This window comes from Nocardioides terrigena (assembly GCF_003047265.1).
GTDB classification, from domain to species: domain Bacteria; phylum Actinomycetota; class Actinomycetes; order Propionibacteriales; family Nocardioidaceae; genus Nocardioides; species Nocardioides terrigena.
Genome location: NZ_PZYY01000013.1, coordinates 1 through 24,421, shown reverse-complemented (window position 1 = coordinate 24,421; position 24,421 = coordinate 1). Strand labels below are relative to the sequence as shown.

Here is a 24,421-nt window from a genome sequence, read left to right as displayed (position 1 = left end):
GACAACCCAGACCCGCTCCGGCACCCCGCCGGAACCACACCCGAGAGAGGCCTGCAGCCGTGGCAGCAGCACAGAACTACCTGGCGATCATCAAGGTCGTGGGTATCGGTGGAGGCGGCGTCAACGCCGTCAACCGCATGATCGAGGTCGGCCTCAAGGGTGTCGAGTTCATCGCGATCAACACCGATGCCCAGGCCCTCCTGATGAGTGACGCCGACGTCAAGCTCGACATCGGCCGCGAGCTCACCCGCGGCCTCGGTGCCGGCGCCAACCCCGACGTGGGCGCCAAGGCCGCCGAGGACCACGCCGACGAGATCGAAGAGGTCATCAAGGGCGCCGACATGGTGTTCGTGACGGCCGGCGAGGGCGGCGGCACCGGCACCGGAGGCGCGCCCGTGGTGGCCCGCATCGCCCGGTCGCTCGGCGCCCTGACCATCGGTGTCGTCACCCGCCCCTTCGCCTTCGAGGGTCGTCGTCGCGCCAACTCCGCGGAGGAGGGCATCAGCCAGCTCCGCGAGGAGGTCGACACCCTCATCGTGATCCCCAACGACCGGCTGCTGTCGATCACCGACCGCAACGTGTCGATCCTCGACGCCTTCAAGCAGGCCGACCAGGTGCTGCTCCAGGGTGTCTCGGGCATCACCGACCTGATCACGACCCCCGGCCTGATCAACCTCGACTTCGCCGACGTCAAGTCCGTCATGGCCAACGCCGGCTCGGCCCTCATGGGCATCGGCTCGGCCCGCGGCGACGACCGCGCGGTCCAGGCCGCGGAGATGGCCGTCTCCTCCCCGCTGCTCGAGGCGAGCATCGAGGGTGCCCACGGCGTGCTGCTCTCCATCGCCGGTGGCTCGGACCTCGGCCTCTTCGAGATCAACGAGGCCGCGGCCCTGGTGTCGCAGTCCGCGCACGCCGAGGCCAACATCATCTTCGGTGCGACCATCGACGACGCGCTGGGCGACGAGGTGCGGGTGACCGTGATCGCGGCCGGCTTCGACGGCGGAATGCCCAAGCGTCGCGCCGAGGGCAACGTCCTGCGTCCCAACACCCCGGTGCAGTCGCAGGCCGAGACCCGGGCGGCCGCGCAGCAGGTCGCCACCCAGCGGCCCGCCACGTCGACGGCCAGCCAGGGCTTCGAGCCCTCCCGCCCGGCCGCCCAGCCGGCCCAGCAGTCCGCCCCGCGACCGGCCCAGCAGTCGGGGCAGCCCGCCCAGCAGGCCGCGCCGGCCCGCCAGGAGCCGTCCCGCCCGAGCCGTCCCGTCCAGTTCGACGACGACGACCTCGACGTCCCGGACTTCCTGAAGTAGCACGTGTTCGCATTCCGCGACTCTCGTGAGGGCGACGTCTCCCGGCTCCGGGTGGACGTCGCCTTCACTGATTCCTCCCTCGACCTCCAGGGCCTCCGCGAGGACTTCCCCGAGCTGCTGGCGCGTGTCGAGGACGCCGTCGGTGTGCCCCTCGCCCGGCTGTCGCAGGTGCACGGCGACGAGGTGCTGGTGGTCGACGGCCCGATGCCGCTCGGGCAGGCGCCCGACGGCGACGCCCTGGTCACCACGACGCGGGGCCTCGGCCTCATGGTCCGGGTGGCCGACTGTGTGCCGCTGGTGCTCGCCGACGCCGAGGCCGGCGTCATCGGTGCCGTCCACTCGGGACGGCCCGGGCTCGTGCTCGACATCGCCACCCGCACGGTCGAGGTGATGCGCGCCCAGGGCGCCTCCGACATCGTCGCTTGGGTGGGACCGCACGTGTGCGGGTCCTGCTACGAGGTGCCCGAGCAGATGCGCGCCGACGTCAGCGCCGCGGTCCCCGAGGCCTGGGCCGAGACCTCGTGGGGCACCCCCGCCCTCGACATCGGTGCGGGCGTGCGTGCCCAGCTGACCCGCGAGGGCGTCGAGGTCGTCGACGTCGCCGGCTGCACCCTCGAGGAGCGCGGCCTGCACTCCTACCGTCGCGACGGGGCCGCCGCCGGACGGTTCGCCGGGCTGGTGTGGGTCTCGTGACGCGCGCCGACGACCTCGCGGCCAACCTCGCCGTCGTACGCCGCCGCATCGCCGACGCCTGCGACGCCGCCGGCCGCTCGTCCGACGACGTGTCGCTCGTCGTGGTCACCAAGTTCTTCCCGGCCTCCGACGTCCGGATGCTGGCTGACCTCGGCGTCACCGACGTGGGGGAGAACCGCCACCAGGAGGCGTCCGACAAGGCGGCGGAGTGCGCCGACCTCGGCCTGCGGTGGCACTTCATCGGAGCGTTGCAGAGCAACAAGGCCGCCGCGGTCGCGTCGTACGCCGACGTCGTCGAGTCCGTCGACCGGCCCAAGCTGGTCGGTGCGCTCGAGCGCGGGGCGGGGGAGCGCACGGTCGACGTGCTCCTGCAGGTCAGCCTCGACCCGCCGGGGTCGGACCACCGGGCCGGCGCCGACCCCGCGACCCTGGTCGACCTGGGCGCCGCCGTCGAGGCGGCCGAGCACCTGCGGCTGCGCGGCCTGATGGCCGTGGCGCCGCTGGGCGAGGACCCGGCGGAGGCCTTCGCGAGGCTGGCCGACATCCGTGCCGGCTTCCTCGAGGTCCATCCGGGGGCGACCGCGTTGTCGGCCGGGATGAGCGGAGACCTCGAGCAGGCGATCGCGCGTGGTGCGACACACGTGCGTGTCGGGTCCGCGGTCCTCGGTGAGAGGCCTGCGGTCAAGTAATGTCCACATCAGTCAAGTGGCGCCCGGACCCGGGCGCCCGGTCTACCGGAGGATCTGTCTCATGAGCGGCGCGATGCGCAAGATCGGCGAGTACCTCGGCCTGCTCGAGGACACCGGCCAGTACGACGAATTCGACGACGAGACCACCAAGCACGACGTGGTCGACGAGCAGCCCGCTCGCGAGTCCCGGGACCGTCGTCCCGCCCCCGTGTCCGACATCTCCGAGCGCCGTCGTCCGGCCTCGGTCTCTCCTGGAGTGGTCGCCGAGTTGAGCCGCATCACCACGCTTCACCCCCGCAACTACAACGAGGCCCGCCTCGTCGGTGAGAACTACCGCGACGGCACGCCCGTGATCATGAACCTCTCCGAGATGGACGACAACGACGCCAAGCGCCTCGTCGACTTCGCCGCGGGCCTGATTTTTGCCACGCGTGGCAGCATCGAGCGCGTGACCAACAAGGTCTTCCTGCTCTCCCCGCCCAACGTCTCGGTGTCCACCGAGGACAAGGAGCGGATCGCGGAGAACGGGTTCTTCAACCAGAGCTGAGCGACTTCGTGAATCTTGTCGGCGGGATCCTCTACGGACTCGTCTGGGTCTTCATCGCCCTGTTGTGGGTCCGCTTCGTCGTGGACTGGGTCCAGGTGTTCGCGCGCCGCTGGTCGCCCTCGGGCATCCTGCTGGTCGTGCTCGAGGTGGTCTACACCATCACCGATCCGCCCATCAAGGCGCTCCGCAAGGTCATCCCGCCGCTGCGGCTCGGGTCGATCATGCTCGACCTGAGCTTCCTCCTGGTGATGCTCGGCGCCTACCTTCTCCTCGTCGTGATCCGTTCGGCGCTGCTCTGAACCAGCAGCCACACGGGTCACTGACGGAGCGCCACATCGTGGCGCTAGTGTGTCCGGGAACAGCCCGGTTTGCCATCAACGTGAAAGTTTGGGTGACGTCATGCCGCTGACGCCTGAGGACGTGAGCAACAAGCGCTTTACGCCCGTGCGCCTCCGCGAGGGGTACGACATGGGCGAGGTCGACCAGTTCCTCGACGAGGTGGAGGCGGAGCTCGCCAGGCTCACCAAGGAGAACGACGACCTGCGGTCGAAGCTCTCCGCGGCCCAGACCGGCAGCACGCCGGCCCCGGCCCGCACGCCTGAGCCCGAGCCGGCCAAGGTCGAGGAGAAGCCCGCCCCGACGCCGACCCCGGCCCCCGTCGCCGCTCCGGCCGCTGCGGCTGCCGCGCCCGGTATGGAGACCATCCGCGTCGAGACCGTCCCGCAGGCGTCCAACGCGGCCGCCCGCCTGCTCGAGCTCGCGACCCGCAACGCCGACGAGCTCGTCGACGAGGCCAAGAACGAGGCCGACAAGATCGTCGGTGCCGCGCGCACCAAGGCCGAGCGCCTGGAGGCGGAGTCCAAGACCAAGGCCGACCGCCTCGAGGCCGACGCCCGCCAGCGCTCGCAGATGCTCGACTCCGAGACCGCCGAGCGTCGCCAGCAGATGTTCGGTGACCTGGAGAAGGAGCGCGACAAGCTCAGCAGCGAGGTGGAGACCCTCCGCTCGTTCGAGCGCGAGTACCGCTCCCGCCTCAAGAGCTACTTCACCCAGCAGCTCGAGGCCCTGCAGGGTTCCGGCTCCGTCGCCGACATGCCGGCCGACGGTGCTCCGGCGCCCAAGCGGCTGCGCTCGATCCTGGGCGAGGACGAGAACAACAACTGATCCACCGGGCCGCGCACGGCCCGTCGTACGACCTCGAGAACGGCCGGTTCCTCCGTGGGACCGGCCGTTCTCACACCCCTGTGGGCGAGCCGCTTGGATGGGGCCCCGGGCAGGGGCTACCCTCCCTGCCACCGTGTGGCAGCACACACCCTTGGCCCCCAGGAGGCCCGCTCATGGCCAGCAGCACCCGCAAGTCCCTCGCCGGCACTGCTGCGGCTGCGGCCAAGAAGGTGATCGGGCGCCGGTCGAGCGGCAAGACCGCCCCGGCCGACGTCGAGCCGGCGGCAGCCAAGGCCGCCGCCAAGAAGACCGCCACGAAGACCGCCAAGAAGGCTCCGGCCAAGGCCGCCAAGGCCCCGGCGACGAAGGCTCCCGCCACGAAGGCGGCAGCGAAGAAGGCCCCCGCGACCAAGGCGGCGGCGAAGAAGGCACCGGCCACGAAGGCGGCGGGGAAGAAGGCACCGGCCACGAAGGCGGCGGCGAAGAAGGCACCCGCCACGAAGGCGGCGGCGAAGAAGGCACCCGCCACGAAGGCGGCAGCGACGAAGAAGACCCCGGCCGCTGCGACGAAGGCCGCGACGAAGAAGGCCGCAGCCAAGAAGGCTCCCGCCAAGAAGGCTCCCGCCAAGAAGGCCCCGGCCACCAAGGCTCCCGCCAAGAAGGCCCCGGCCGCGTCGGCTCCGGCGAAGAAGACGGCCACGAAGGCCGCCGCCACGAAGTCGACCACCACCAGGACGACGGCGACGAAGACGGCCCCTGCGGCCGCGGCGCCGGCGAAGAAGACCGCCACCAGGACTGCAACGAAGAAGGCCGCCGTGAAGAAGACCGCCACCCAGGCATCCGCCAAGAAGGCGCCCATGTCCTCGCTCGTCGTCAAGGAGGGCGAGGGCGCGTGGACCAAGGCCGAGCTCGACGAGGTCCTCGACGAGCTCCACACTCAGCGCGACAAGCTGGTGCACGTCCTCGACGAGGCCGAGCACGACCTCGCCGGGCTGATGCGCGACGCCGGTGACGGGGCAGGTCACGACCAGGCCGACATGGGCGCGACGAGCTTCGAGCGCGACCACGAGCTCACCGTGCTCAACAACGAGCGCGAGATGCTGGCCCAGATCGACCGGGCCCTGGGGCACATCCACGACGGCAGCTACGGCATCTGTGAGTCCTGCGGGGAGCCGATCGGCAAGATGCGTCTCATGGCTTTCCCCCGTGCCACACTGTGCATGACATGCAAGCAGCGCGAGGAGCGTCGCTGAGCTCCAGCGACCAGGACACCCACGAGGCGTCCGCGCGACCCCGCAGGACCTGGGGGCTCTTCGCCCTCGTGGCGCTCGCGGCGTACGCCCTGGACCTGTCCACCAAGCAGTGGGCGCTGGTCAACCTCGACGACGGCGACATCGCGGTCCTCGGTGACTGGCTGGTGCTGCACCTGGTCTTCAACCCGGGGGCAGCCTTCAGCACGGGCACCGAGTTCACGATCGTCTTCAGCTGCCTGGCGGTGATCGCCGTGCTGGTGGTGCTGTGGCTCAGTCGGCGGCTCGGCAGCCCGCTGTGGGCGGTCGGTCTCGGTCTGCTCCTCGGAGGTGTCGCCGGCAACCTCACGGACCGGATCTTCCGCGAGCCCGGCTTCATGCGCGGTCACGTCGTCGACTTCCTGATGCTGCCCAACTGGCCGGTGTTCAACGTCGCCGACATCTGCATCAACGCGGCGGCGGCGGTCATCATCCTCCAGTCGTTCCGCGGCGTGATGCTCTCCGGTGCGCGCATCGAGAAGGACGAGTCGTGAGCGGCTTCGTCGACCAGCGGACCGTGCTGGTCCCCGACGGCCTCGCCGGTGAGCGCGTCGACGCCGCGATGGCGCGGATGTTCGGCTTCTCCCGCACGCGCGCGGCGGACCTGATCGCGGCCGGCCTGGTGCAGGTCGACGGTGGCGACGTCGGCAAGAGCGACCGCTTGCACGCAGGCTCCATGCTCGAGGTCTCGATCCCCGCCGAGGTGGACCCGCTCGTCGTGGTCCCCGAGCTGGTCGAGGGCATCAAGATCATCCACGACGACGACTCCATCGTGGTGATCGACAAGCCCGTCGGCGTGGCCGTGCACCCCTCGCCCGGTTGGTCGGGCCCGACCGTCGTCGGTCACCTCGTGGGTGCGGGCTTCCGGATCTCCACGAGTGGCGCCAGCGAGCGCCAGGGCATCGTGCAGCGGCTGGACGTCGGCACGTCGGGCGTCATGGTGATCACCAAGTCCGAGCGCGCGTACTCGGTCCTCAAGAACGCCTTCCGCCACCGCACGGTCGACAAGACCTACCACGCCCTCGTGCAGGGGCACCCGGACCCGCTGCAGGGCACCATCGACGCGCCGATCGGCCGCCACCCCCGGCACGACTACAAGTTCGCGGTGATGGCCGACGGCCGGCACTCGGTCACCCACTACGAGACGCTCGAGGCGCACCGCTTCGCCTCGCTGCTCGAGGTGCACCTGGAGACGGGCCGCACCCACCAGATCCGCGTGCACATGGCCGCCCTCAAGCACCCCTGCGTCGGCGACATCACCTACGGCGCCGACCCGTCCCTCGGCCAGCGGGTCGGCCTGGAGCGGCAGTGGCTGCACGCCGTCAAGCTGGGCTTCGAGCACCCGGACACCGGCGAGTACGTCGAGTACGAGTCGACCTACCCCGACGACCTGGCCCACGCGCTCGAGGTCATCCGTGATGCCCACTGAGGTGTCGCTCCGCCTGGCCGGGCCGGACGACCTGCCCGCCGTCGCCGAGCTCTACCTCGCGGTCCGCCGCGCCGCCGTACCCCTCATGCCGCCCGGCGTGCACCCGGACGACGACGTACGCCGCTGGGTGGGGTCCTGGGACCTCTCGACGCGTGACGTGTGGCTGGCCGAGTCGGGCACGGACGGCGACCCGGCCCTCGTGGGCTTCGCGACCCTGACCCCGACCTGGCTCGAGTCCCTGTACGTCGCCGCATCCGCCCAGCGGCAGGGCATCGGGTCGGCCCTGCTCGCGCTGGCCAAGGCCCAGCGTCCCGACGGGTTCGCGCTGTGGGTGTTCGAGTCCAACGTCGCGGCCCGCGCGTTCTACGCCCGCCACGGCCTCGTCGAGCTGGAGCGCACCGACGGCTCGGCCAACGAGGAGCGCCGGCCTGACGTGCGGATGGCCTGGCCGGGGACCGATCCGCTCGCGTTCTACCGGGCGATGATCGACGAGGTGGACCTCGTCCTCGGTGACGCCCTGGCCCGCCGCGTCGCGCTCACCCGGGTGGTCCAGGACCACAAGCGCGAGGTCTCCGCCGTCGCCGACCCCGCACGCGACGCCACCCGGGAGCGCGAGATCGTCGCCCGGGTCGCCGAGCTTGCTCCCGAGCTGGGGGAGGAGCGGGTCGGTCGGATCATGCACGCGGTCATCTCGGAGTCCATCGACGCCGCACGCGAGGGCTCCTGAGGGCGCTGGCATGGACGGCGAGGGAGTGGCGAGGTTCGTGCCCGAGTCCTTGCCTCGCGCCGAGGGCGACCCGAGAGGCCTTCCCGCGGGCGTGATCCTTGACGCGGCCACCCGAGCCGGCCAGGTGCTCGCCGAGCTCGACCGTCAGCTGACGGCCCTCGCCAGGATCTTCGAGGTGGAGATCGTCGAGGCACGCCAGCTGGGTCCGCACCTGGTGGAGGTGGTCTACCGCCACCCCTCGTACGACGGGCTGCTCGGGCTGACGCGCGACGTCAGCGAGAAGGAGGTGGGGGTGCCTCCGGACGACCCGCACCACGCCCTTGCCGTCCACGAGAACTCGGTCGAAGAGATGACCACCATGCTGCGCATCGAGCTCGAGGAGCCGCTGGGATCGGCGCGCACCACCACCGACGCCTCAGGCATCAGGTGGTGGGGAGACCCTGCCGCTTCCTGAGCGAGCGACGAGTGTGCGTGGACGCACTGGTGTCGGGGCTCCCGACGTGCTTCCACGCACACTGGTGAGGCGGTCGGCGGGTTCCTCGCGGGGGCTACGACCTGAGTCACCCGGTGACTCAGGTGCCGGCGGCCGCAGTGGCCGCTCGGTCTAGCGTGGGCACCATGCAGATGAGTGGGGAGATCGCCGACCGCTACCGCGACTTCGCGACGTACGCCCGCGGCGACAGCCCGACGTTCGAGGCGTGGGCGCTCGGGGTCGCCGACGACCCCGAGGTGCACGCCTGGCTGGCCGACCTGCCGGAGCCCAAGCTGCAGCCCAACCTCGTCTTCGCCGCCGCCCGCCGGCACGGGGCGCCGGCGCCGGGGGAGTACGCCGCGTTCAGGGCGGTGCTCCTCGAGCAGGAGCAGGCGGTCAAGCAGACCATCCGCGACCGGGCCACCCAGACCAACGAGGTCGGCAGGCTCGCCGCCCTCACCCCGGTGCTCGGCACCCTCGACGGGCCACTCGCGCTCATCGAGGTCGGGGCCAGCGCCGGGCTGTGCCTCTTCCCGGACCGCTACGACTACGACTGGCCGGGCGCCGGCGCACTGAGCGGCAGCGGGGGACCGACGCTCACCGCGACGGCCGCCGGCCCGGTGCCGGTCCCGGTCCGGCACCCGGACGTCGCGTGGCGCGGTGGCGTCGACCTCAACCCGCTGGACGTGACCGACAGCGATGCGATGGCCTGGCTCGAGACCCTCGTGTGGCCCGAGCAGGACGAGCGCCGCGAGCGGTTGCGCGCGGCGGTCGCGGTGGCGCGCCGGGAGCCGCCGTGCGTCGTCCGCGGCGACCTGTTCGACCACCTCCCCGCCCTGCTGGACGAGGCCGGGCGGCACGGCACCCCCGTGGTCTTCCACAGCGCCGTCATCGCCTACCTCGAGGACGCCGACCGCGAGCGCTTCCACGACCTCATGACCGGACTGGTCGACGACGGAGCCTGCCACTGGATCAGCAACGAGGCGCCGCAGGTGCTGCCCCGGGTCACGGGCGGCTTCGACCCCGGTCCGGGGCGGTTCGTGCTGGCCCGCGACGGGGTCCCCGTGGCCGCCGCCCACGGTCACGGCCACGCGCTGGAGTGGCGTTCCTCATAGCGCCGCAGCCCGCGGGCCGGGGGTCGGGCGGCACGCCGACGGCGTTGTCGGAACCCCCTGTCAGACTGACGTAGGCTGACTGCTCTTCCCCTCCGCGATGACCCCGTGTCACCCAGTGAGGCCTGCTGGGCCGTCAGTCGCGACTGTTCCTGCGACCCTCGAAGAAGGTGTGGAAGACCCCGATGTCGGCCGGCTCCAACGACAACTTCGTGCACCTGCACGTCCACACCGAGTACTCCATGCTCGACGGCGCGGCGCGCCTCGGCGACCTGGCCAACCACACGGCCGAGCTGGGCATGCCGGCGATCGCGATGACCGACCACGGCAACGTGTTCGGGGCCTACGAGTTCTACAAGAAGGCCACCGCCGCCGGGGTCAAGCCGATCATCGGCATGGAGGCCTACTTCACGCCCAACATCAGCCGCTACGAGCGCAAGCGCGTCAACTTCTACAAGGGCGGGCCCGACGACGTCTCCAGTCGCGGTGCCTACACCCACATGACCCTGCTGGCCGAGTCGACCGAGGGCATGCACAACCTGTTCCGCCTCTCGACCGGGGCGTGGCGCGACGGCTTCTTCCAGCACCCCCGTGCCGACCGTGAGCTGCTGTCCCAGCACGGCGCCGGCATCATCGGCACGACCGGCTGCCCCTCGGGCGAGGTCCAGGTCCACCTGCGGCACAACAACTACGAGGCCGCCCGCCAGACCGCCGCGGACTACCAGGAGATCCTGGGCCGCGACAACTACTTCCTCGAGCTGATGGACCACGGGCTCGACATCGAGCGCCGGGTGCGTGACGGCCTGCTCCGGCTCGCCAAGGACCTCCGGATCCCGCTGCTGGCGACCAACGACTCGCACTACGTGCACCAGGCCGATGCCAAGAGCCAGGAGCACCTGCTCTGCATCAATTCCGGCTCCAACATGGACATCCCGGCCGGCGACGGTCCCGGCCAGCGCTTCGCCTTCTCCGGCGACGGCTACTACATCAAGTCGCCCGCCGAGATGCGCTCGCTGTGGGTCGACAAGTACGACCTGCGCGAGGCCTGCGACAACACGCTGTGGATCGCCGAGCGCTGCGACGTCAAGTTCACCGAGGGCAACGGCACCTACATGCCGCGCTTCCCCTGCCCCCCGGGCGAGAACGAGGACTCCTGGCTGGTCAAGGAGGTCGAGCGCGGCCTGCAGGTCCGCTACCCGGGAGGGGTGCCCGACGACGTCCGCAAGCAGGCCGAGTTCGAGCTCGGCGTCATCACCCAGATGGGCTTCCCCGGCTACTTCCTCGTCGTCGCCGACTTCATCAACTGGGCCAAGGACAACGGCATCCGCGTCGGACCGGGCCGCGGCTCGGGCGCCGGCTCGATGGTGGCCTACGCCATGCGGATCACCGACCTCGACCCGCTCGAGCACGGCCTGATCTTCGAGCGCTTCCTCAACCCCGACCGCGTCTCGATGCCCGACTTCGACATCGATTTCGACGAGCGCCGGCGCGGCGAGGTCATCCGCTACGTCACCGACAAGTACGGCGACGACCGGGTGTCCTACATCGTCACCTACGGCACCATCAAGGCCAAGCAGGCCGTCAAGGACTCCAGCCGCATCCTCGGCTACCCCTTCGCCATGGGCGACCGGATCACCAAGGCCATGCCGGCCGCGGTGATGGGCAAGGACGTCCCGCTCAAGGACATCTTCGACGCCAACCACAAGCGCTACGGCGAGGGCGGCGAGTTCCGCGGCCTCTACGAGCAGGACAACGACGTCAAGCGGGTCGTCGACACCGCCATCGGCATCGAGGGCCTCAAGCGGCAGTGGGGCGTGCACGCGGCGGGCGTGATCATGTCGAGCGAGCCGCTCATCGACGTCATCCCGCTGCTCAAGCGGCCCGCCGACGGCGCGATGATCACGCAGTTCGACTACCCGACCTGCGAGGCGCTCGGCCTCATCAAGATGGACTTCCTGGGGCTGCGCAACCTCACGGTCCTCGACGACGCGGTCAAGAACATCAAGGTCAACCGGGACGAGACGGTCGTGCTGGAGGACCTCACCCTCGACGACCCCGCGACGTACAACCTGCTGCAGCGCGGCGACACCCTCGGCGTCTTCCAGCTCGACGGCGGGCCCATGCGGGCCCTGCTCCGCTCGATGCGCCCCGACAAGTTCGAGGACATCTCGGCCGTCGGTGCCCTCTACCGGCCCGGCCCGATGGGTGCCGACTCCCACAACAAGTACGCCCGGCGCAAGACCGGTCGCGAGCCGGTGGAGGCGATCCACCCCGAGCTGGCCGAGCCGCTCTCGGAGATCCTCGGTGAGACCTACGGCCTGATCGTCTACCAGGAGCAGGTCATGGCGATCGCGCAGAAGCTGGCGGGCTACACGCTCGGCCAGGCCGACCTGCTGCGTCGCGCGATGGGCAAGAAGAAGAAGGAGGAGCTCGACAAGCAGTTCGAGATCTTCTCCGGCGGCATGATCGAGCGCGGCTACTCGATGAAGGCCGTGCAGACCCTCTGGGACATCCTGCTGCCCTTCTCCGACTACGCGTTCAACAAGGCCCACTCAGCGGCGTACGGCCTGGTCTCCTACTGGACCGCCTACCTCAAGGCCAACTACCCGGCCGAATACATGGCGGCCCTGCTGACCAGCACCAAGGACGACAAGGACAAGTCGGCGATCTACCTCAACGAGTGCCGCCGGATGAAGATCCAGGTGCTCCCGCCCGACGTCAACGAGTCGCACGCCAACTTCACCCCGGTCGGCCACGACGTCCGCTTCGGCCTCACCGCCGTGCGCAACGTCGGCGCCAACGTCGTCGACGGCATCGTCAGCGGACGGGAGGAGAAGGGCCGGTACGCCGACTTCAACGACTTCATGGAGAAGGTCCCGGTCCACGTGTGCAACAAGCGCGTGGTCGAGTCCCTCATCAAGGCCGGTGCCTTCGACGAGATGAAGCACAAGCGCCGTGCGCTGGTCACCATCCACGAGACGGCCGTCGACCAGTACATCGACATCAAGAAGAACGAGGCCATCGGCCAGGACTCGCTCTTCGGCGGGCTCGACGAGTCCGACGGTGGCTTCGGCACCAGCATCGCGATCCCCGACATCGACGACTGGGACAAGATGACGCTGCTGGGCCACGAGCGGGAGATGCTCGGCCTCTACGTCTCCGACCACCCGCTCCTCGGCCTCGAGCACGTGCTGTCCAACGGCACCGACTGCACCATCGGCCAGCTGATGCTCGACGAGGAGCGCGCCCACGGCAGCACGCTCACCATCAGCGGGCTGGTCACCAGCGTGCAGCGCAAGATCACCAAGAAGGGCGACGCCTGGGCGACGGTCACCCTCGAGGACCTCGACGGGGCGATCGAGGTGCTGCTCTTCCCGAGCGCCTACCAGCTGGCCTCCAACCACCTCGTCGAGGACGCGATCCTGCGGATCAAGGGCCAGCTGTCCCGCGACAAGGACCAGCCCGAGCTCCGCGCCCAGGAGGTCTCGGTCCCCGACATCTCCGACGGCCCGAGCGGCCCGGTCGCGGTCAACCTGCCGCACACCCGGGTCAACCCCGGCACGGTCGACAGCCTCAAGGAGGTCCTCGCGACCCACCCGGGGGTGACCGAGGTGATCCTGCACGTGCGGATGCGGGACCGGACGATCGTGCTCAAGGTGGGCGACCACCACCGCGTGACCCCGAGCCCGGCGCTCTTCGCCGACCTCAAGCAGCTGCTGGGCCCCGGGTGCCTGGCGGGATGAGCGACGCCCGGCCCACCGACTCGCAGCCGATCGACACCCGTCCGGCCGATGCCCGGACGGACCGCCTCCACGGCCGCGCCGCGGTGGTCCGGGTCGCCATCGTGCTCGCCACCTTCGCGGTGGTCGGGGCGATCGCCGGCGTCGTGTGGGAGTGGGTCTGGACGCCGCCCGTCGGCATCGTCTTCCAGGGCGAGTGGATCCTGGAGCCGTCCGGTCCGGACTACGACTTCTCCGGCACCGGGTGGTACGTCGTGATCGCGCTCGGCGCCGGACTGCTCACCGCCGCCGTGCTGGGCTGGGTGCTCGTGGCCGGGGAGCTGACCACCCTGGCGTCCGCAGTGGTCGGGTCGGTGCTGGCGGGCTGGCTGATGTTCACCGTCGGCCACACGCTCGGCCCGCCCGACCCGCGTCCGCTCGCCGCGGCGATGGACGACCTGGAGCGGTTGCCCAGCGACCTGCGGGTGGCCGGCGACGACCCGGAGCAGTCGGCGTACTCGCTGGCGGGCAGCGCCTTCCTCGCCTTCCCGCTGGGGACGGTGCTCGGCCTGTCGCTGGTCTGGTTCACCACCAACGGTCGCCGTGTTCGCAAGGTTGAGTCCACCTCCGCTGGGTAGGATCCGGCCGTCTGCTCACGCCACACACGGGGGTTCCACATGTCCACCACACCGCAGGGCCCCTCGGGTCCCGAGTACCTCGAGTCGTCGGCGGGCAGTCCCGTCGCCGGCACCACCGGGTCGTCAGACTCCCGCAAGCGGGTGATCGTGCTCGGCGGGATCCTCGGACTCCTCGCGGTGGGCGGCGGAGCGGCCTGGGCCGCCTCGAGCTTCCTCAGCACCGGTGACCAGCCCGCCCAGGCGCTGCCCGCGAGCACCATCGCCTACGCGAGCCTCGACCTCGACCCGAGCGGCGAGCAGAAGATCGAGGCGATCCGCACGCTGCGCAAGTTCCCCGCGTTCGCCGACAACGTCGACCTCGACACCGACGACGACCTGCGCGAGCGACTCTTCACCGAGCTGACCGAGTCGGGGGAGTGCGAGGGCCTCGACTACGCCGCCGACGTGGAGCCGTGGATGGGCGACCGCACGGCTGTCGCCGCCATCGACACCGGTGCCGAGACTCCGGCGCCCGTGCTCGTCCTCCAGGTCAGCGACACCGACGCGGCCGAGGACGGCCTCGCCACCCTGCAGGAGACCTGCGGTGGCGACGAGGTCGACTCCACCACCGCTGCCTGGACCGTCGAGGGCGACTGGGCGGTGATCGGCGAGACCGTCGAGATCACCGACCAGGTCGTCGCCGACGCCGGTGACGGGTCGCTGGCCGACGACTCCGACTTCCAGCGGTGGACCGAGGAGGCGGGCGACCCCGGCATCGTGAGCATGTACGCCGCCCCGGCCGCCGGGCAGTACCTCGCGGACATGTCCGGCATCTACGGCGAGTCGCTCGGCTCGATGAGCGGCATGGGCGAGATCGACCCCGGCTCGACCGACTCGGTGACCCCCGAGATGGAGGAGGCCTTCGCCGACTTCCGTGGGGCCGCGGTGACCGTCCGCTTCGACGACGGGGCCCTCGAGGTCGAGACCGCCGCCGACCCGGGCCAGTCCATGATGGCGATGTCCGGGCTCGACCAGGGCGGCTCCGAGCTCGTCTCCACCCTGCCGGACGACACCGTCGCCGCGTTCGCGCTGGGCTTCTCCGACGGCTGGTTCACCGAGATGGTCGACACCTTCGCCGAGCTGGGCGGCGCCGAGATGACCGCCGACGAGCTGATGGCCGAGATGTCCGAGGCGTCCGGCCTCGACCTGCCGACCGACGCCGAGGCGCTGGCCGGTGATGCGATGGCCGTCTCGATGGGCTCGGGCCTCGACCTGGAGGCCTTCTTCAACGGCGGTCCCGGCGAGCTCCCGGTCGGCGTCACCATCCAGGGCGACCCCGACGCGATCGAGGGTGCGCTCGACAAGGTCAAGGCCCAGATGGGCCCCGACGCCGACATGCTCGAGACCGAGGTCGAGGGCGACCGCGTCACGCTCAGCCCCAACGCCGACTACCGCGCCACGCTGGCCGGCGGCGGATCGCTCGGTGACTCGGAGGCCTTCGACGAGGTCGTCGAGGACGCCGACGAGGCCGCGGCGGTGCTGTTCGTCGACTTCGACGCCGACGACAACTGGCTGGCGCGCCTCGCCGGCGAGGAGGACCCGGAGATCGCGGAGAACATCGAGCCGCTGTCGGCCTTCGGCGTCACCGGCTGGCTCGAGGACGGCGTGTCCCACTCGGTCGTCAAGCTGACGACGGACTGAGCCTGCTCACCGGCCGATCGGGGCCGTGGTCGCTGCGGTGACCGCGATCAGGTCGGCCGGTGACAGCTCGACGTCCAGGCCGCGACGCCCGCCCGAGACGAAGACGGTGGGCCAGCCGGTCGCCGACACGTCGACGACGGCGGGGTGCGCCCTCCTCTGCCCGATCGGGGAGATCCCGCCCGCGACGTACCCCGTCGCCCGCTCGGCCGCCGCGACGTCGGCCATCACCGCCTTGCTGCCGCCCAGGGCCCGTGCGAGGGCCTTGAGGTCCAGCTGGCCGTCGACCGGGACGATCCCGACGACCAGAGTTCCGTCGAGCGAGGCGAGCAGGGTCTTGAGGACGCGACCCGGCTCCACGCCCAGCGCCTCGGCCGCCTCCAGGCCGTACGACGCCGCGCGCGGGTCGTGCTCATAGGCGTGCAGCGTGAAGTCGACCCCCGCCGCAGTCAGCGCGACGGTCGCCGGCGTCCCGCCACCGAGCCCCTTCCTCCTGGCCACGGGCGGCTCAGTTGGGGGACCAGGCCGTGCGGGCCACCTCGGTGGCCGGCAGGGACGGGATGACGTTGATGGCGCGCAGCTCCTCGCGGAGCAACGAGGTGACCAGCTCGAGCCGGTCGCGCGGCGAGTCGGCCTCGAGCAGCGACTGGCGCTCGGCCATGGGGAGCGGCGCGAGGGCGGCCAGGGTCCACGACAGGTAACCGGGGTCGCGGGGGAGGGAGCCGGAGAACGTGGTGCCCTGCAGCTCGCTGATAGCGGTCCGGTAGGCCGTGAAGGTGGCGCGGGCGCGGGTGAGGACCTCGTCGGGCACCGGGCCCTCCGCGTCGGGGTGCTCGGCGACGTCGCCGACCGCGAACTCCCCGGACGGGTCGAGACCCTCGAGCACGATGCGCTCGCGGGCGACCGCCTCGATCTCGAAGGTGCCGTCGACGTTGGCCTCGACGTCGGTGAGCTGGAGGCGGACGCCGACCCGGTAGAGCGACTGCGACCCGTGGTCGCCGACCTCGTAGCCCTCCCGGACCGCCACCGTGCCGAACACCCGCTCGGCCGGGTCGTCGATGCTCAGGAGGTGGTGGACGAGGGCGCGGTATCGGTCCTCGAACACGTGGAGGGGCAGCGAGACGCCCGGGAACACCACCGTGCTGAGCGGGAACATCGGCAGGGGAGTGCTCACGCCCCGACCCTAGCGGTGTCCAGTCGGGGCGCGGGTTCGGTCGGGGCGTGGCGCGGTCCCTAGACTTGGACCCATGATCCGCCGCATCGACCTCAGGGGAGCCGACCGTGCCTCCGTCGACTACCGCGCCGCCGTGCCGCGCGCGGAGTTCGACGTGGAGGCGGCCACGCATCTGGTGGCCCCGGTGCTGCACGCGGTCAAGACCCGCGGCGTCGAGGCGATCCTGGAGTACTCCGCCGAGTTCGACCGCATCGAGATCGACGACATCGCGGTGCCCCGCGAGGCCATGACCCGGGCCCTCGAGGAGCTCGACCCGCAGGTGCGGGCCGCGCTGGAGGAGTCGATCCGCCGGTTGCGCATCACGTGCGAGGCCGAGCTCGAGCACGACGTGGTCACCCGGCTCGGCGAGGGTGCCGTCGTGACCCACCGCAAGGTGCCGATCAACCGCGTGGGGCTCTACGTCCCGGGCGGCCTGGCCCCGTTGGTGAGCAGCGTCGTCATGAACGTCGTCCCGGCCCAGGTCGCTGGAGTGCGCAGCATCGCGCTGAGCAGCCCCCCGCAGAAGAACACCGGCGGCCTGCCCGAGCCCACGATCATGGCCGCCTGCGAGCTGCTCGGCGTCCACGAGCTCTACTCCGTCGGCGGCGCCCAGGCGATCGCGATGTTCGCCTACGGGGCGGGGCCGTGCCGGCCGGTCAACCTGATCACCGGACCGGGCTCGATCTACGTCGTCGCCGCCAAGCGGCTCGTGCGGGGCACGGTCGCCATCGACTCCGAGGCCGGACCCACCGAGATCGCGATCCTGGCCGACGACTCGGCCGACGCGGCCTACGTCGCCGCCGACCTGATCAGCCAGGCCGAGCACGACCCGCTCGCCGCCTCGGTCCTGGTGACCGACTCCGAGACGCTGGCCGACGACGTCGTCGCCGAGCTCGACAAGCAGGTCTTCGCGACCCGCCACACCGGCCGCATCCAGCAGGCACTGACCGGTCCCCAGTCGGGGATCGTCATGGTCCACGACATGGAGCAGGGCCTCGAGGTCGTCAACGCGTACGCCGCCGAGCACCTCGAGATCCAGACCCGCGACGCCTCCGCCCACGCCGCCCGGATCACCAACGCCGGCGCCGTCTTCGTGGGTCCCTACGCCCCCGTGTCGCTGGGCGACTACTGCGCCGGCTCCAACCACGTGCTGCCGACCGCCGGCTGCGCCTGCCACTCGAGCGGGCTGAGCGTGCGCGCGTTCCTCAAGTCGATGCACGTGGTCGACTACTCGCGCGAGGCCCTCGCCGAGGTGGCCGGACACGTGGTCACGCTGGCCGAGGCCGAGGACCTCCCGGGTCACGGCACCGCGGTCTCCGTGCGGTTCGAGCGGTGAGCGCGGGGTCGTCCCCGCAGGAGTGGTCGCCGCCGTCGGTGTGGCCGCCCCTGCGTGAGGAGCTGCGCGGCATCGAGCCCTACGGCGCCCCGCAGCTCGACGTACCCGTCCAGCTCAACGTCAACGAGAACCCCTACGGGCCCTCCGCGGAGGCCGCCGCCGACATCGCCGCGGCGGTCGGCCGGGCGGCGACGACCCTCAACCGTTACCCGGACCGCGAGTTCGTCGAGCTCCGCGAGGCGCTGGCGGCCTACCTCAACACCTCCGGCGGCAGCGGCATCACCGCCGACCGGGTGTGGGCGGCCAACGGCTCCAACGAGATCATGCTGCAGCTGCTGCAGGCCTTCGGCGGGCCGGGGCGGGTGGCGCTCAGCTTCGCGCCGACGTACTCGATGTATCCCGAGTACGCCCGCGACACGGTGACCGAGTGGGTCGCCGGCCGCCGCGAGGACGACTTCTCGCTCGACCTCGACGCCGCCCGGGCGCTCGTCGAGGAGCGGCGGCCCAGCGTCGTGCTGCTCCCGTCTCCCAACAACCCGACCGGGACGGCCCTGCCGCCCGAGGCGGTCTCGATGCTGTGCACGGCCGCCGGCGACGGGCTGGTGGTGGTCGACGAGGCGTACGGCGAGTTCCGCCGCTCCGGCACCCCCAGCGCCCTCGAGCTGCTCGACACGCACCGCAACCTCGTCGTCACCCGCACGATGAGCAAGGCGTTCGCGCTGGCCGGCGCCCGGGTGGGCTACCTCGCCGCGGCCCCGGAGATCTGCGACGCGATCCGCGTCGTCCGCCTGCCCTACCACCTGTCGGCGGTCACCCAGGCGACCGCGCTGGCCGCGCTGCGGCACGCTCCCGAGCTCCTCGGCCGGGTCGACGAGCTGCGCGTCGAGCGCGACGCCACGGTCGACTGGCTGCGCGGCCGCGGGCTCGAGGTCGCCGACAGCGACGCCAACTTCGTGCTGTTCGGCACGTTCGCCGACCGGCACGCGGTCTGGCAGGGTCTCGTCGACCGCGGCGTGCTGATCCGGGAGACCGGACCGGACGGCTGGCTGCGGGTGTCGATCGGGACAGCCGCCGAGATGGACGCATTCAAGGACGCACTGATCCAGGTCATGGAGGACACAGAATGAGCAACCGCACCGCCAGGATCGAGCGCACCACCTCGGAGTCGAAGGTCACCCTCGCGGTCGACCTCGACGGCTCCGGTCGCGCCGACGTCTCGACCGGGGTCGGCTTCTACGACCACATGCTCACCGCCTTCTCCCGGCACTCGCTGGTCGACCTGACGGTGCACACCGTCGGCGACACCCACATCGACGCCCACCACACCGTCGAGGACACCGCGATCGTGCTGGGCCAGGCGCTGCGTGAGGCGCTCGGCGACAAGCGCGGCATCCGCCGCTTCGGCGACGCCACCGTGCCGCTGGACGAGGCGCTGGCCCAGGCGGTCGTCGACGTGTCGGGTCGTCCCTACTGCGTGCACACCGGCGAGCCGGAGGGCCAGGCCTACGTGGCGATCGGCGGCGACGGCGCGGCCTACCAGGGCTCGCTGACGCGGCACGTCTTCGAGACGATCTCCTTCCACGCCCACCTCGCGCTGCACGTGCGCGTGCTGTCCGGTCGCGACCCGCACCACCTGGTCGAGGCGCAGTTCAAGGCGTTCGCCCGGGCGTTCCGCGACGCGGTCGCCCTCGACCCGCGCGAGACGGGCGTGCCGTCGACCAAGGGCACGCTCGGGGACGCCTCTTGAGCCGCCCCCGGCAGGTCGTCGTCCTCGACTACGGGTCGGGCAACCTGCGCTCGGTCGTGCGCGCCGCCGAGCGCGCCGGGGCCGAGATCACGCTGACCAGCGACTTCACCACCGCGCTGGAGGCCGAGGGCCTCATCGTGCCCGGCGTCGGGGCGTACGCCGCCTGCATGGCCGGCCTGCGCGAGATCAAGGGTGAGCGGATCATCGGGCGTCGCCTCGCCGGTGGGCGTCCGGTGCTGGGCATCTGCGTCGGCATGCAGGTCCTCTTCGCCCGCGGCGTCGAGCACGGGGTGGAGACCGAGGGCTGCAGCGAGTGGCCCGGCACGGTCGAGCGCCTGCAGGCACCCGTCGTCCCGCACATGGGGTGGAACACCGTCGAAGCGCCCGAGGGATCGCAGCTCTTCGCCGGGGTCGAGGACGAGCGCTTCTACTTCGTCCACTCGTACGCCGCCCGCGACTGGCCGCTGGTCACCAACGACCGCACCCGCGCGCCGCTCGTCACGTGGACGACCCACGGTGGTGACCGCTTCGTCTCCGCCGTCGAGAACGGCCCCCTCTGGGCGACCCAGTTCCACCCCGAGAAGTCCGGCGACGCCGGCGCCGCGCTGCTGCGCAACTGGGTCGCCACGCTCTGAGGCGCTTGCCCGAAATCAGGGTCGCCTCGCGGCAGGTGCCGGGGCTACCGTCCCGGCATGGCCACGATGAGCATGAACAAGATCATCCACGCCGCCGTACGACGCGACGTGACGCGCACCGAGCAGGCCCTGCGTGGGCTGCCGGACGGGGACGGCGAGCGGGCCCGCCAGGTGCAGCGGGCCTGGCAGCACCTGGTCAAGGAGCTCACCCACCACCACGAGGCGGAGGACTCCCTCGCCTGGCCGTTCCTGCTCTCACGCGGAGTCGATCCCGACCTGATGGCGACGATGGAGGGCGAGCACGGAGCCATGAGGGACGCGTTGGCGGCCGCGAGCCGGGCCATCGACGGGTTGCTGGTCGACCCGACGACGTCCCGTGCCCGTGAGGCGGCCGACGAGGTGGCCCGGGCCCGCACCGTGATCGACGCGCACCTGCGACACGAGGAGGACGACGTCGAGCCGCTCATCGCGGCGTACGAGGACGACCCCGAGTGGAAGGCCGCCGCCAAGGGGATGCGCCCCGCGCGGCTGACCGACGCGGGCGACGCGCTCGCCTGGATGCAGGACGGTGCAGGGGAGCAGGAGCGCGCCTCGCTGCGTGCCACCATCCCGGCGCCCGTCATCGCGATGATGACGACGGTCTTCGGCCGGCGCTACCGTCGCGAGGTCGCACCGACCTGGCGCGTCGCGTCGCGCTGACAGCGGCGCTGGCGCGGGCTCAGCGCAGGTTGCAGAACTTCTCGACCTTGCGGGTCGGCCCGGACACGATCAGGTGGTCGTGGCGGCTCACCGAGGTCTCGGGACGGGCGTAGGTGAAGTCCTCACCCGTGCGCTTGACGCCGACGATCGTGACGCCGTGCCGGCTGCGTGGCGCCGACTCGGCCAGGGTCCGGTCCCAGGTGAACGGTGGGGCCAGGGTGCGAGCGATCGAGAAGTCGTCGTCGAACTCGATGTAGTCCATCATCCCGCCGGTGAGCATGTGGGCGACGCGCTCGCCCATGGAGAACTCGGGGTAGACGACGTGGTGCGCACCGACCCGCTCCAGGATCTGCCCGTGCTTGCGGGTGATCGCCTTGGCCCAGATGTCGGCGACGCCGGCCTCCGCCAGGGCGAGCACGGTGAGGACGCTGGCCTCGATGTCGGTCCCGATGGCGACCACCGCGCGGTCGAGGTCGGCCACGCCGAGCTGGAGCAGCGCCTGCTCATTGGTGCTGTCGGCCTGGGCCACGTGGGTCAGCTCGTCGGCCCATCGTTCGACCAGGACCGGGTTCTCGTCGATGGCGAGGACCTCGGTCCCCATGCGCACGAGGGAGCTGGCGACGGCCGAGCCGAACCGGCCGAGGCCGATGACGACCACGGACGTGGGGGCGGGGTTCCTGAACTTAACCAATGACGGGTCGCTCCTCGGGCAGATGGAAGTGGCGCTGACGGGACTTGAGCGCGAGCGCGGAGGCGACCGTGATGGTGCCGACCCGGCCGACGAACATGAGGGCCATGAGGGTGAGCTGGGCGGCCGGCGGCAGGTCGGGGGTGATCCCGGTGGAGAGGCCGACGGTGGCGAAGGCCGAGATGGTCTCGAAGAGGACCACGTCCAGGGCGAGGTCGGTGACCAGCAGGACCACCATGGTGCCCACCGCGATCGCCGCGAGCGCCAGCAGGACCACCGTGAGCGCCTGGCGCACGGTCTCGCCCCCGACCCGGCGGTGGGCGACGTTGGTGTCCCGCTCGCCGCGCACCTCGGACCAGATGACGTAGGCGAGGAGGAAGAAGGTGGTGACCTTGATGCCACCCGCCGTGCCGGCGGAGCCACCGCCGATGAACATGAGGACGTAGTTGACGGCCATCGTCTCCGGCGTGATCTGTGCGTAGTCGATGCTGTTGAAGCCCGCCGTGCGCGGCACGACCCCGCCGGTCACGCCCCCCACGACCTTGCCCCACGGGCTGAGGCCCCCGAGGGTGCCCCCGTTGGCCCACTCGAGGACGAGGAAGGCCACGATGCCGGTCGCGAGCAGGATGAGCGTGCCCCAGACCGTCAGGCGCGTGTGCACCGTCCACCCGCGTGGCTGCCGCCATCGTCGGCGCAGCTCGAACAGGACCGGGAAGCCGATGCCGCCCACCACGACGGCGAGGCAGATCGGGAACATGATCCAGGCGTCGTCCACGAATCCGATGAGGTTGTCGCTGTAGAGCGCGAAGCCCGCGTTGTTGAAGGCCGAGACGGAGTGGAAGGCGCCGTGCCAGGCGGCCTCGCCCCACCCGTCGTCGTACCGGGTCCGGAAGCGCAGCGTCAGCACCGCGGCGAACGCGGCCTCGAAGGCGAGCATGGTGACGGCCACCCGGCGCACCACGTGTCGTACGTCGCCGATGTTGAGCGCGTGCGTCTCCGCCTGGGCGATCAGCGAGGACGTCAACCGGAGCCTGCCGACCACCAGCAGCCCCAGGAGGGTCGCCAGGGTCATGATCCCGAAGCCGCCGACCTGGATGAGGCCCATGATGACGACCTGGCCGAAGGGGGACCAGTACGTCGCCGTGTCCACGGTGGTCAGGCCGGTGACGCACACCGCCGACACGCTGGTGAAGGCGGCCATGAGGACCGGTGGTCGGGTCGGGCCGGGGGTCGACATCGGCAGCGAGAGCAACGCGGTGCCCACGACGACGGCGGCGAGGAACGCCAGCGGCACGACCCGAGCGGGGTGCGTCACCCCACCTGCGATGCCCTTCACCCGTCCACCTCCGTGCTGGCCCGACAAACCATGACACGGTAGCGGCGCAGCGCTAGGAGCGGACCTTCGACACGAACGACTCCAGGTTGCCCACGAGGCGCTCGATCCGCTGCTCGACGCTCAGCGTCTCGTGCATCCCCGGGGTGCCGGTGCGCAGCTTGCCGCGCACGTAGAGGGAGCAGGCCAGGTCCGAGCAGATGTAGGTCCCGACCGAGTTGCCCTGCTGGCCCGCCTTGCCCGCACGCGGGGCCACCATCAGCGACACCCCGCCGGAGCGCACGGTGATGCACAGCGAGCACATGCTCTTGCGGGCGGCACCGACGCTCGCCTCGTTGATGCGGAGCACCATGCCGTACGTCGCCCCGTCGACCGGGGCGACGAGGTAGCGCCTCGCCGGTGCCTGCGGGTCGGTCCAGCCGAGGTAGTCGAGGTCGTCCCACGGCCGCTCGGCCAGGTCCCGCGGGACGTTGAGGCGCTTCGCCTCGCCCTTCGAGCAGTTCACGAAGGACGCGCGGATCTCGGACTCGGTCAACGGCTTCACGAGAAGGACGCTAGGCTACCTAAAGGTATTAGGCAAAACAGTAAAGGAGTCAGGATGGCACGGGCGGGACTGTCGAGCGAGAAGGTCGTCCGGGCCGGGGCGGACCTCGCGGACGAGGTCGGCTTCGAGCAGGTGACGGTCTCCGCGCTGGCGCGCCGGCTCGGCGTCCGGGTGGCCAGCCTCTACTCCCACGTGGGCGGCTCCGAGGACCTCCGGACGCGCATCGCCCTGCTCGCGCTCGACGAGCTCGCCGACCGGGCGTCCGAGGCGCTGGCGGGCCGGGCCGGCAAGGACGCGCTGGTGGCCTTCGCCGGCGCCTACCGCGACTTCGCCCGCGAGCACCCGGGCCGCTACGCCGCGACCCGTCTCCGGCTCTCGCCCGAGGCGGCCGCGTCGGGACCGGGCGGCCGGCACGCCGACCTGACCCGCGCGATCCTGCGCGGCTACGGCCTGACCGGCGCCGACCAGACCCACGCCGTGCGGCTCATCGGCAGCGTGGTGCACGGCTTCACGAGCCTCGAGCTGGCCGGCAGCTTCGACCACAGCAACCCGCCGCCCGACCGGACCTGGCCACGCATCCTCGACGGGGTCGACGACATGCTCCGCTCCTGGGCCGGGTGAGGCGCGTCTCGCACCCGCACCGGGAGGACGGAGGAGGCACCGCGCCTCCTAGACATCCCACGGGTCTAGGCCGTCAAGCGGCGGTGGGGTCTGCTGTGGCAGTGCGGTGGGCCCAGGCGGTGTGCTCGTCGTAGTTGGTGTG

General features: G+C 71.3%; 26 protein-coding genes. 21 read left to right on the top strand and 5 right to left on the bottom strand.

Annotated elements, in window-relative coordinates:
* Positions 1 to 59 precede the first annotated feature (59 nt).
* From ftsZ to DAE25_RS20920, 15 genes are all read left to right on the top strand, one after another.
* The gene (gene ftsZ / locus DAE25_RS20990; protein ID WP_107768068.1) at positions 60 to 1,307 is read left to right on the top strand and encodes a cell division protein FtsZ; all 1,248 of its coding nucleotides are present in this window, start codon (positions 60 to 62) and stop codon (positions 1,305 to 1,307) included.
* Positions 1,308 to 1,310: 3 nt separating this feature from the next.
* A complete protein-coding gene (locus DAE25_RS20985) occupies positions 1,311 to 2,000 on the top strand; it encodes a polyphenol oxidase family protein (RefSeq protein WP_107768067.1) in 690 nt (229 codons plus the stop codon).
* Complete coding sequence (locus DAE25_RS20980) at positions 1,997 to 2,689, top strand: YggS family pyridoxal phosphate-dependent enzyme (RefSeq protein WP_199907706.1); 693 nt, start codon at positions 1,997 to 1,999, stop codon at positions 2,687 to 2,689. Before DAE25_RS20985 ends, DAE25_RS20980 begins: the two co-directional genes overlap by 4 nt.
* A 61-nt stretch (positions 2,690 to 2,750) precedes the next feature.
* Complete coding sequence (locus DAE25_RS20975; RefSeq protein ID WP_056885437.1) at positions 2,751 to 3,236, top strand: cell division protein SepF; 486 nt, start codon at positions 2,751 to 2,753, stop codon at positions 3,234 to 3,236.
* Between the two features lie 8 nt (positions 3,237 to 3,244).
* Positions 3,245 to 3,535 carry a YggT family protein gene (locus DAE25_RS20970; RefSeq protein ID WP_056885436.1) on the top strand — a complete coding sequence of 97 codons (291 nt, stop codon included), beginning with the start codon at positions 3,245 to 3,247 and terminating at the stop codon, positions 3,533 to 3,535.
* A gap of 100 nt (positions 3,536 to 3,635) precedes the next feature.
* Positions 3,636 to 4,400, top strand: coding sequence for a DivIVA domain-containing protein (locus tag DAE25_RS20965; protein ID WP_107768154.1), 765 nt, complete (start codon positions 3,636 to 3,638; stop codon positions 4,398 to 4,400).
* Positions 4,401 to 4,573: 173 nt separating this feature from the next.
* The gene (locus tag DAE25_RS24055; protein ID WP_107768065.1) at positions 4,574 to 5,653 is read left to right on the top strand and encodes a TraR/DksA family transcriptional regulator; all 1,080 of its coding nucleotides are present in this window, start codon (positions 4,574 to 4,576) and stop codon (positions 5,651 to 5,653) included.
* On the top strand, positions 5,626 to 6,183 hold the full coding sequence (gene lspA / locus DAE25_RS20955) for a signal peptidase II (protein WP_107768064.1): 558 nt from the start codon (positions 5,626 to 5,628) through the stop codon (positions 6,181 to 6,183). Before DAE25_RS24055 ends, lspA begins: the two co-directional genes overlap by 28 nt.
* On the top strand, positions 6,180 to 7,118 hold the full coding sequence (locus DAE25_RS20950; RefSeq protein ID WP_107768063.1) for an RluA family pseudouridine synthase: 939 nt from the start codon (positions 6,180 to 6,182) through the stop codon (positions 7,116 to 7,118). Before lspA ends, DAE25_RS20950 begins: the two co-directional genes overlap by 4 nt.
* Entirely contained in the window at positions 7,108 to 7,845 is a 738-nt protein-coding gene (locus DAE25_RS20945; protein WP_107768062.1) for a GNAT family N-acetyltransferase, read from the top strand. Before DAE25_RS20950 ends, DAE25_RS20945 begins: the two co-directional genes overlap by 11 nt.
* 10 nt (positions 7,846 to 7,855) lie before the next feature.
* Complete coding sequence (locus tag DAE25_RS20940) at positions 7,856 to 8,299, top strand: hypothetical protein (RefSeq protein ID WP_107768061.1); 444 nt, start codon at positions 7,856 to 7,858, stop codon at positions 8,297 to 8,299.
* 164 nt (positions 8,300 to 8,463) lie between these two features.
* Positions 8,464 to 9,432: a DUF2332 domain-containing protein gene (locus tag DAE25_RS20935; RefSeq protein WP_107768152.1), complete on the top strand. Its 969-nt coding sequence runs from the start codon at positions 8,464 to 8,466 to the stop codon at positions 9,430 to 9,432.
* A gap of 182 nt (positions 9,433 to 9,614) precedes the next feature.
* On the top strand, positions 9,615 to 13,172 hold the full coding sequence (gene dnaE / locus DAE25_RS20930) for a DNA polymerase III subunit alpha (protein ID WP_107768060.1): 3,558 nt from the start codon (positions 9,615 to 9,617) through the stop codon (positions 13,170 to 13,172).
* The gene (locus DAE25_RS20925; protein WP_107768059.1) at positions 13,169 to 13,786 is read left to right on the top strand and encodes a hypothetical protein; all 618 of its coding nucleotides are present in this window, start codon (positions 13,169 to 13,171) and stop codon (positions 13,784 to 13,786) included. The genes dnaE and DAE25_RS20925 overlap by 4 nt, the downstream gene beginning before the upstream one ends.
* A 39-nt stretch (positions 13,787 to 13,825) precedes the next feature.
* A complete protein-coding gene (locus DAE25_RS20920; protein ID WP_107768058.1) occupies positions 13,826 to 15,466 on the top strand; it encodes a DUF3352 domain-containing protein in 1,641 nt (546 codons plus the stop codon).
* A 6-nt stretch (positions 15,467 to 15,472) separates the two neighbouring features.
* On the opposite strand, the gene ybaK is transcribed toward DAE25_RS20920, so the two are convergent.
* Both ybaK and DAE25_RS20910 read right to left on the bottom strand, forming a co-directional pair.
* The gene (gene ybaK / locus DAE25_RS20915) at positions 15,473 to 15,964 is read right to left on the bottom strand and encodes a Cys-tRNA(Pro) deacylase (RefSeq protein WP_107768057.1); all 492 of its coding nucleotides are present in this window, start codon (positions 15,962 to 15,964) and stop codon (positions 15,473 to 15,475) included.
* 7 nt (positions 15,965 to 15,971) lie between these two features.
* Positions 15,972 to 16,637: an LON peptidase substrate-binding domain-containing protein gene (locus tag DAE25_RS20910; RefSeq protein ID WP_107768056.1), complete on the bottom strand. Its 666-nt coding sequence runs from the start codon at positions 16,635 to 16,637 to the stop codon at positions 15,972 to 15,974.
* 73 nt (positions 16,638 to 16,710) lie between these two features.
* Here DAE25_RS20910 and hisD point away from each other — a divergent pair, with 73 nt between their 5' ends.
* From hisD to DAE25_RS20885, 5 genes are read left to right on the top strand one after another with little or no spacing between them, the layout of a single operon-like run.
* A complete protein-coding gene (gene hisD, locus DAE25_RS20905; RefSeq protein ID WP_107768055.1) occupies positions 16,711 to 18,012 on the top strand; it encodes a histidinol dehydrogenase in 1,302 nt (433 codons plus the stop codon).
* Positions 18,009 to 19,139, top strand: a complete 1,131-nt coding sequence (locus DAE25_RS20900) for a histidinol-phosphate transaminase (protein WP_234411180.1) — start codon at positions 18,009 to 18,011, stop codon at positions 19,137 to 19,139. The genes hisD and DAE25_RS20900 overlap by 4 nt, the downstream gene beginning before the upstream one ends.
* Entirely contained in the window at positions 19,136 to 19,759 is a 624-nt protein-coding gene (hisB, locus tag DAE25_RS20895; RefSeq protein WP_107768053.1) for an imidazoleglycerol-phosphate dehydratase HisB, read from the top strand. The genes DAE25_RS20900 and hisB overlap by 4 nt, the downstream gene beginning before the upstream one ends.
* Positions 19,756 to 20,394 (top strand): imidazole glycerol phosphate synthase subunit HisH, encoded by a 639-nt coding sequence (hisH, locus tag DAE25_RS20890; RefSeq protein WP_056885421.1) that lies wholly within the window; start codon positions 19,756 to 19,758, stop codon positions 20,392 to 20,394. Before hisB ends, hisH begins: the two co-directional genes overlap by 4 nt.
* A gap of 57 nt (positions 20,395 to 20,451) precedes the next feature.
* Positions 20,452 to 21,093, top strand: coding sequence for a hemerythrin domain-containing protein (locus tag DAE25_RS20885; protein WP_107768052.1), 642 nt, complete (start codon positions 20,452 to 20,454; stop codon positions 21,091 to 21,093).
* A gap of 19 nt (positions 21,094 to 21,112) precedes the next feature.
* Here the strand turns inward: DAE25_RS20885 and DAE25_RS20880 are convergent, their stop codons facing one another.
* From DAE25_RS20880 to DAE25_RS20870, 3 genes are read right to left on the bottom strand one after another with little or no spacing between them, the layout of a single operon-like run.
* Entirely contained in the window at positions 21,113 to 21,784 is a 672-nt protein-coding gene (locus tag DAE25_RS20880; RefSeq protein ID WP_234411179.1) for a potassium channel family protein, read from the bottom strand.
* Entirely contained in the window at positions 21,777 to 23,117 is a 1,341-nt protein-coding gene (locus tag DAE25_RS20875) for a TrkH family potassium uptake protein (protein WP_234411178.1), read from the bottom strand. Before DAE25_RS20875 ends, DAE25_RS20880 begins: the two co-directional genes overlap by 8 nt.
* 52 nt (positions 23,118 to 23,169) lie before the next feature.
* Positions 23,170 to 23,658: an FBP domain-containing protein gene (locus DAE25_RS20870; RefSeq protein ID WP_107768050.1), complete on the bottom strand. Its 489-nt coding sequence runs from the start codon at positions 23,656 to 23,658 to the stop codon at positions 23,170 to 23,172.
* Between the two features lie 54 nt (positions 23,659 to 23,712).
* Here DAE25_RS20870 and DAE25_RS20865 point away from each other — a divergent pair, with 54 nt between their 5' ends.
* Positions 23,713 to 24,279, top strand: a complete 567-nt coding sequence (locus DAE25_RS20865) for a TetR/AcrR family transcriptional regulator (RefSeq protein WP_107768049.1) — start codon at positions 23,713 to 23,715, stop codon at positions 24,277 to 24,279.
* The last annotated feature ends 142 nt before the right edge of the window (positions 24,280 to 24,421 follow it).

Bases quoted from the DNA above. Each gene is read 5' to 3' on its own strand.
- DAE25_RS20885 (WP_107768052.1), top strand. From the start codon at position 20,452: ATGGCCACGATGAGCATGAACAAGATCATCCACGCCGCCGTACGACGC.
- dnaE (WP_107768060.1), top strand. From the start codon at position 9,615: ATGTCGGCCGGCTCCAACGACAACTTCGTGCACCTGCACGTCCACACC.
- DAE25_RS20945 (WP_107768062.1), top strand. From the start codon at position 7,108: ATGCCCACTGAGGTGTCGCTCCGCCTGGCCGGGCCGGACGACCTGCCC.
- hisB (WP_107768053.1), top strand. From the start codon at position 19,136: ATGAGCAACCGCACCGCCAGGATCGAGCGCACCACCTCGGAGTCGAAG.
- DAE25_RS20920 (WP_107768058.1), top strand. From the start codon at position 13,826: ATGTCCACCACACCGCAGGGCCCCTCGGGTCCCGAGTACCTCGAGTCG.
- DAE25_RS20975 (WP_056885437.1), top strand. From the start codon at position 2,751: ATGAGCGGCGCGATGCGCAAGATCGGCGAGTACCTCGGCCTGCTCGAG.
- lspA (WP_107768064.1), top strand. From the start codon at position 5,626: ATGCAAGCAGCGCGAGGAGCGTCGCTGAGCTCCAGCGACCAGGACACC.
- DAE25_RS20935 (WP_107768152.1), top strand. From the start codon at position 8,464: ATGCAGATGAGTGGGGAGATCGCCGACCGCTACCGCGACTTCGCGACG.
- DAE25_RS24055 (WP_107768065.1), top strand. From the start codon at position 4,574: ATGGCCAGCAGCACCCGCAAGTCCCTCGCCGGCACTGCTGCGGCTGCG.
- DAE25_RS20925 (WP_107768059.1), top strand. From the start codon at position 13,169: ATGAGCGACGCCCGGCCCACCGACTCGCAGCCGATCGACACCCGTCCG.
- DAE25_RS20965 (WP_107768154.1), top strand. From the start codon at position 3,636: ATGCCGCTGACGCCTGAGGACGTGAGCAACAAGCGCTTTACGCCCGTG.
- DAE25_RS20940 (WP_107768061.1), top strand. From the start codon at position 7,856: ATGGACGGCGAGGGAGTGGCGAGGTTCGTGCCCGAGTCCTTGCCTCGC.
- hisD (WP_107768055.1), top strand. From the start codon at position 16,711: ATGATCCGCCGCATCGACCTCAGGGGAGCCGACCGTGCCTCCGTCGAC.
- DAE25_RS20865 (WP_107768049.1), top strand. From the start codon at position 23,713: ATGGCACGGGCGGGACTGTCGAGCGAGAAGGTCGTCCGGGCCGGGGCG.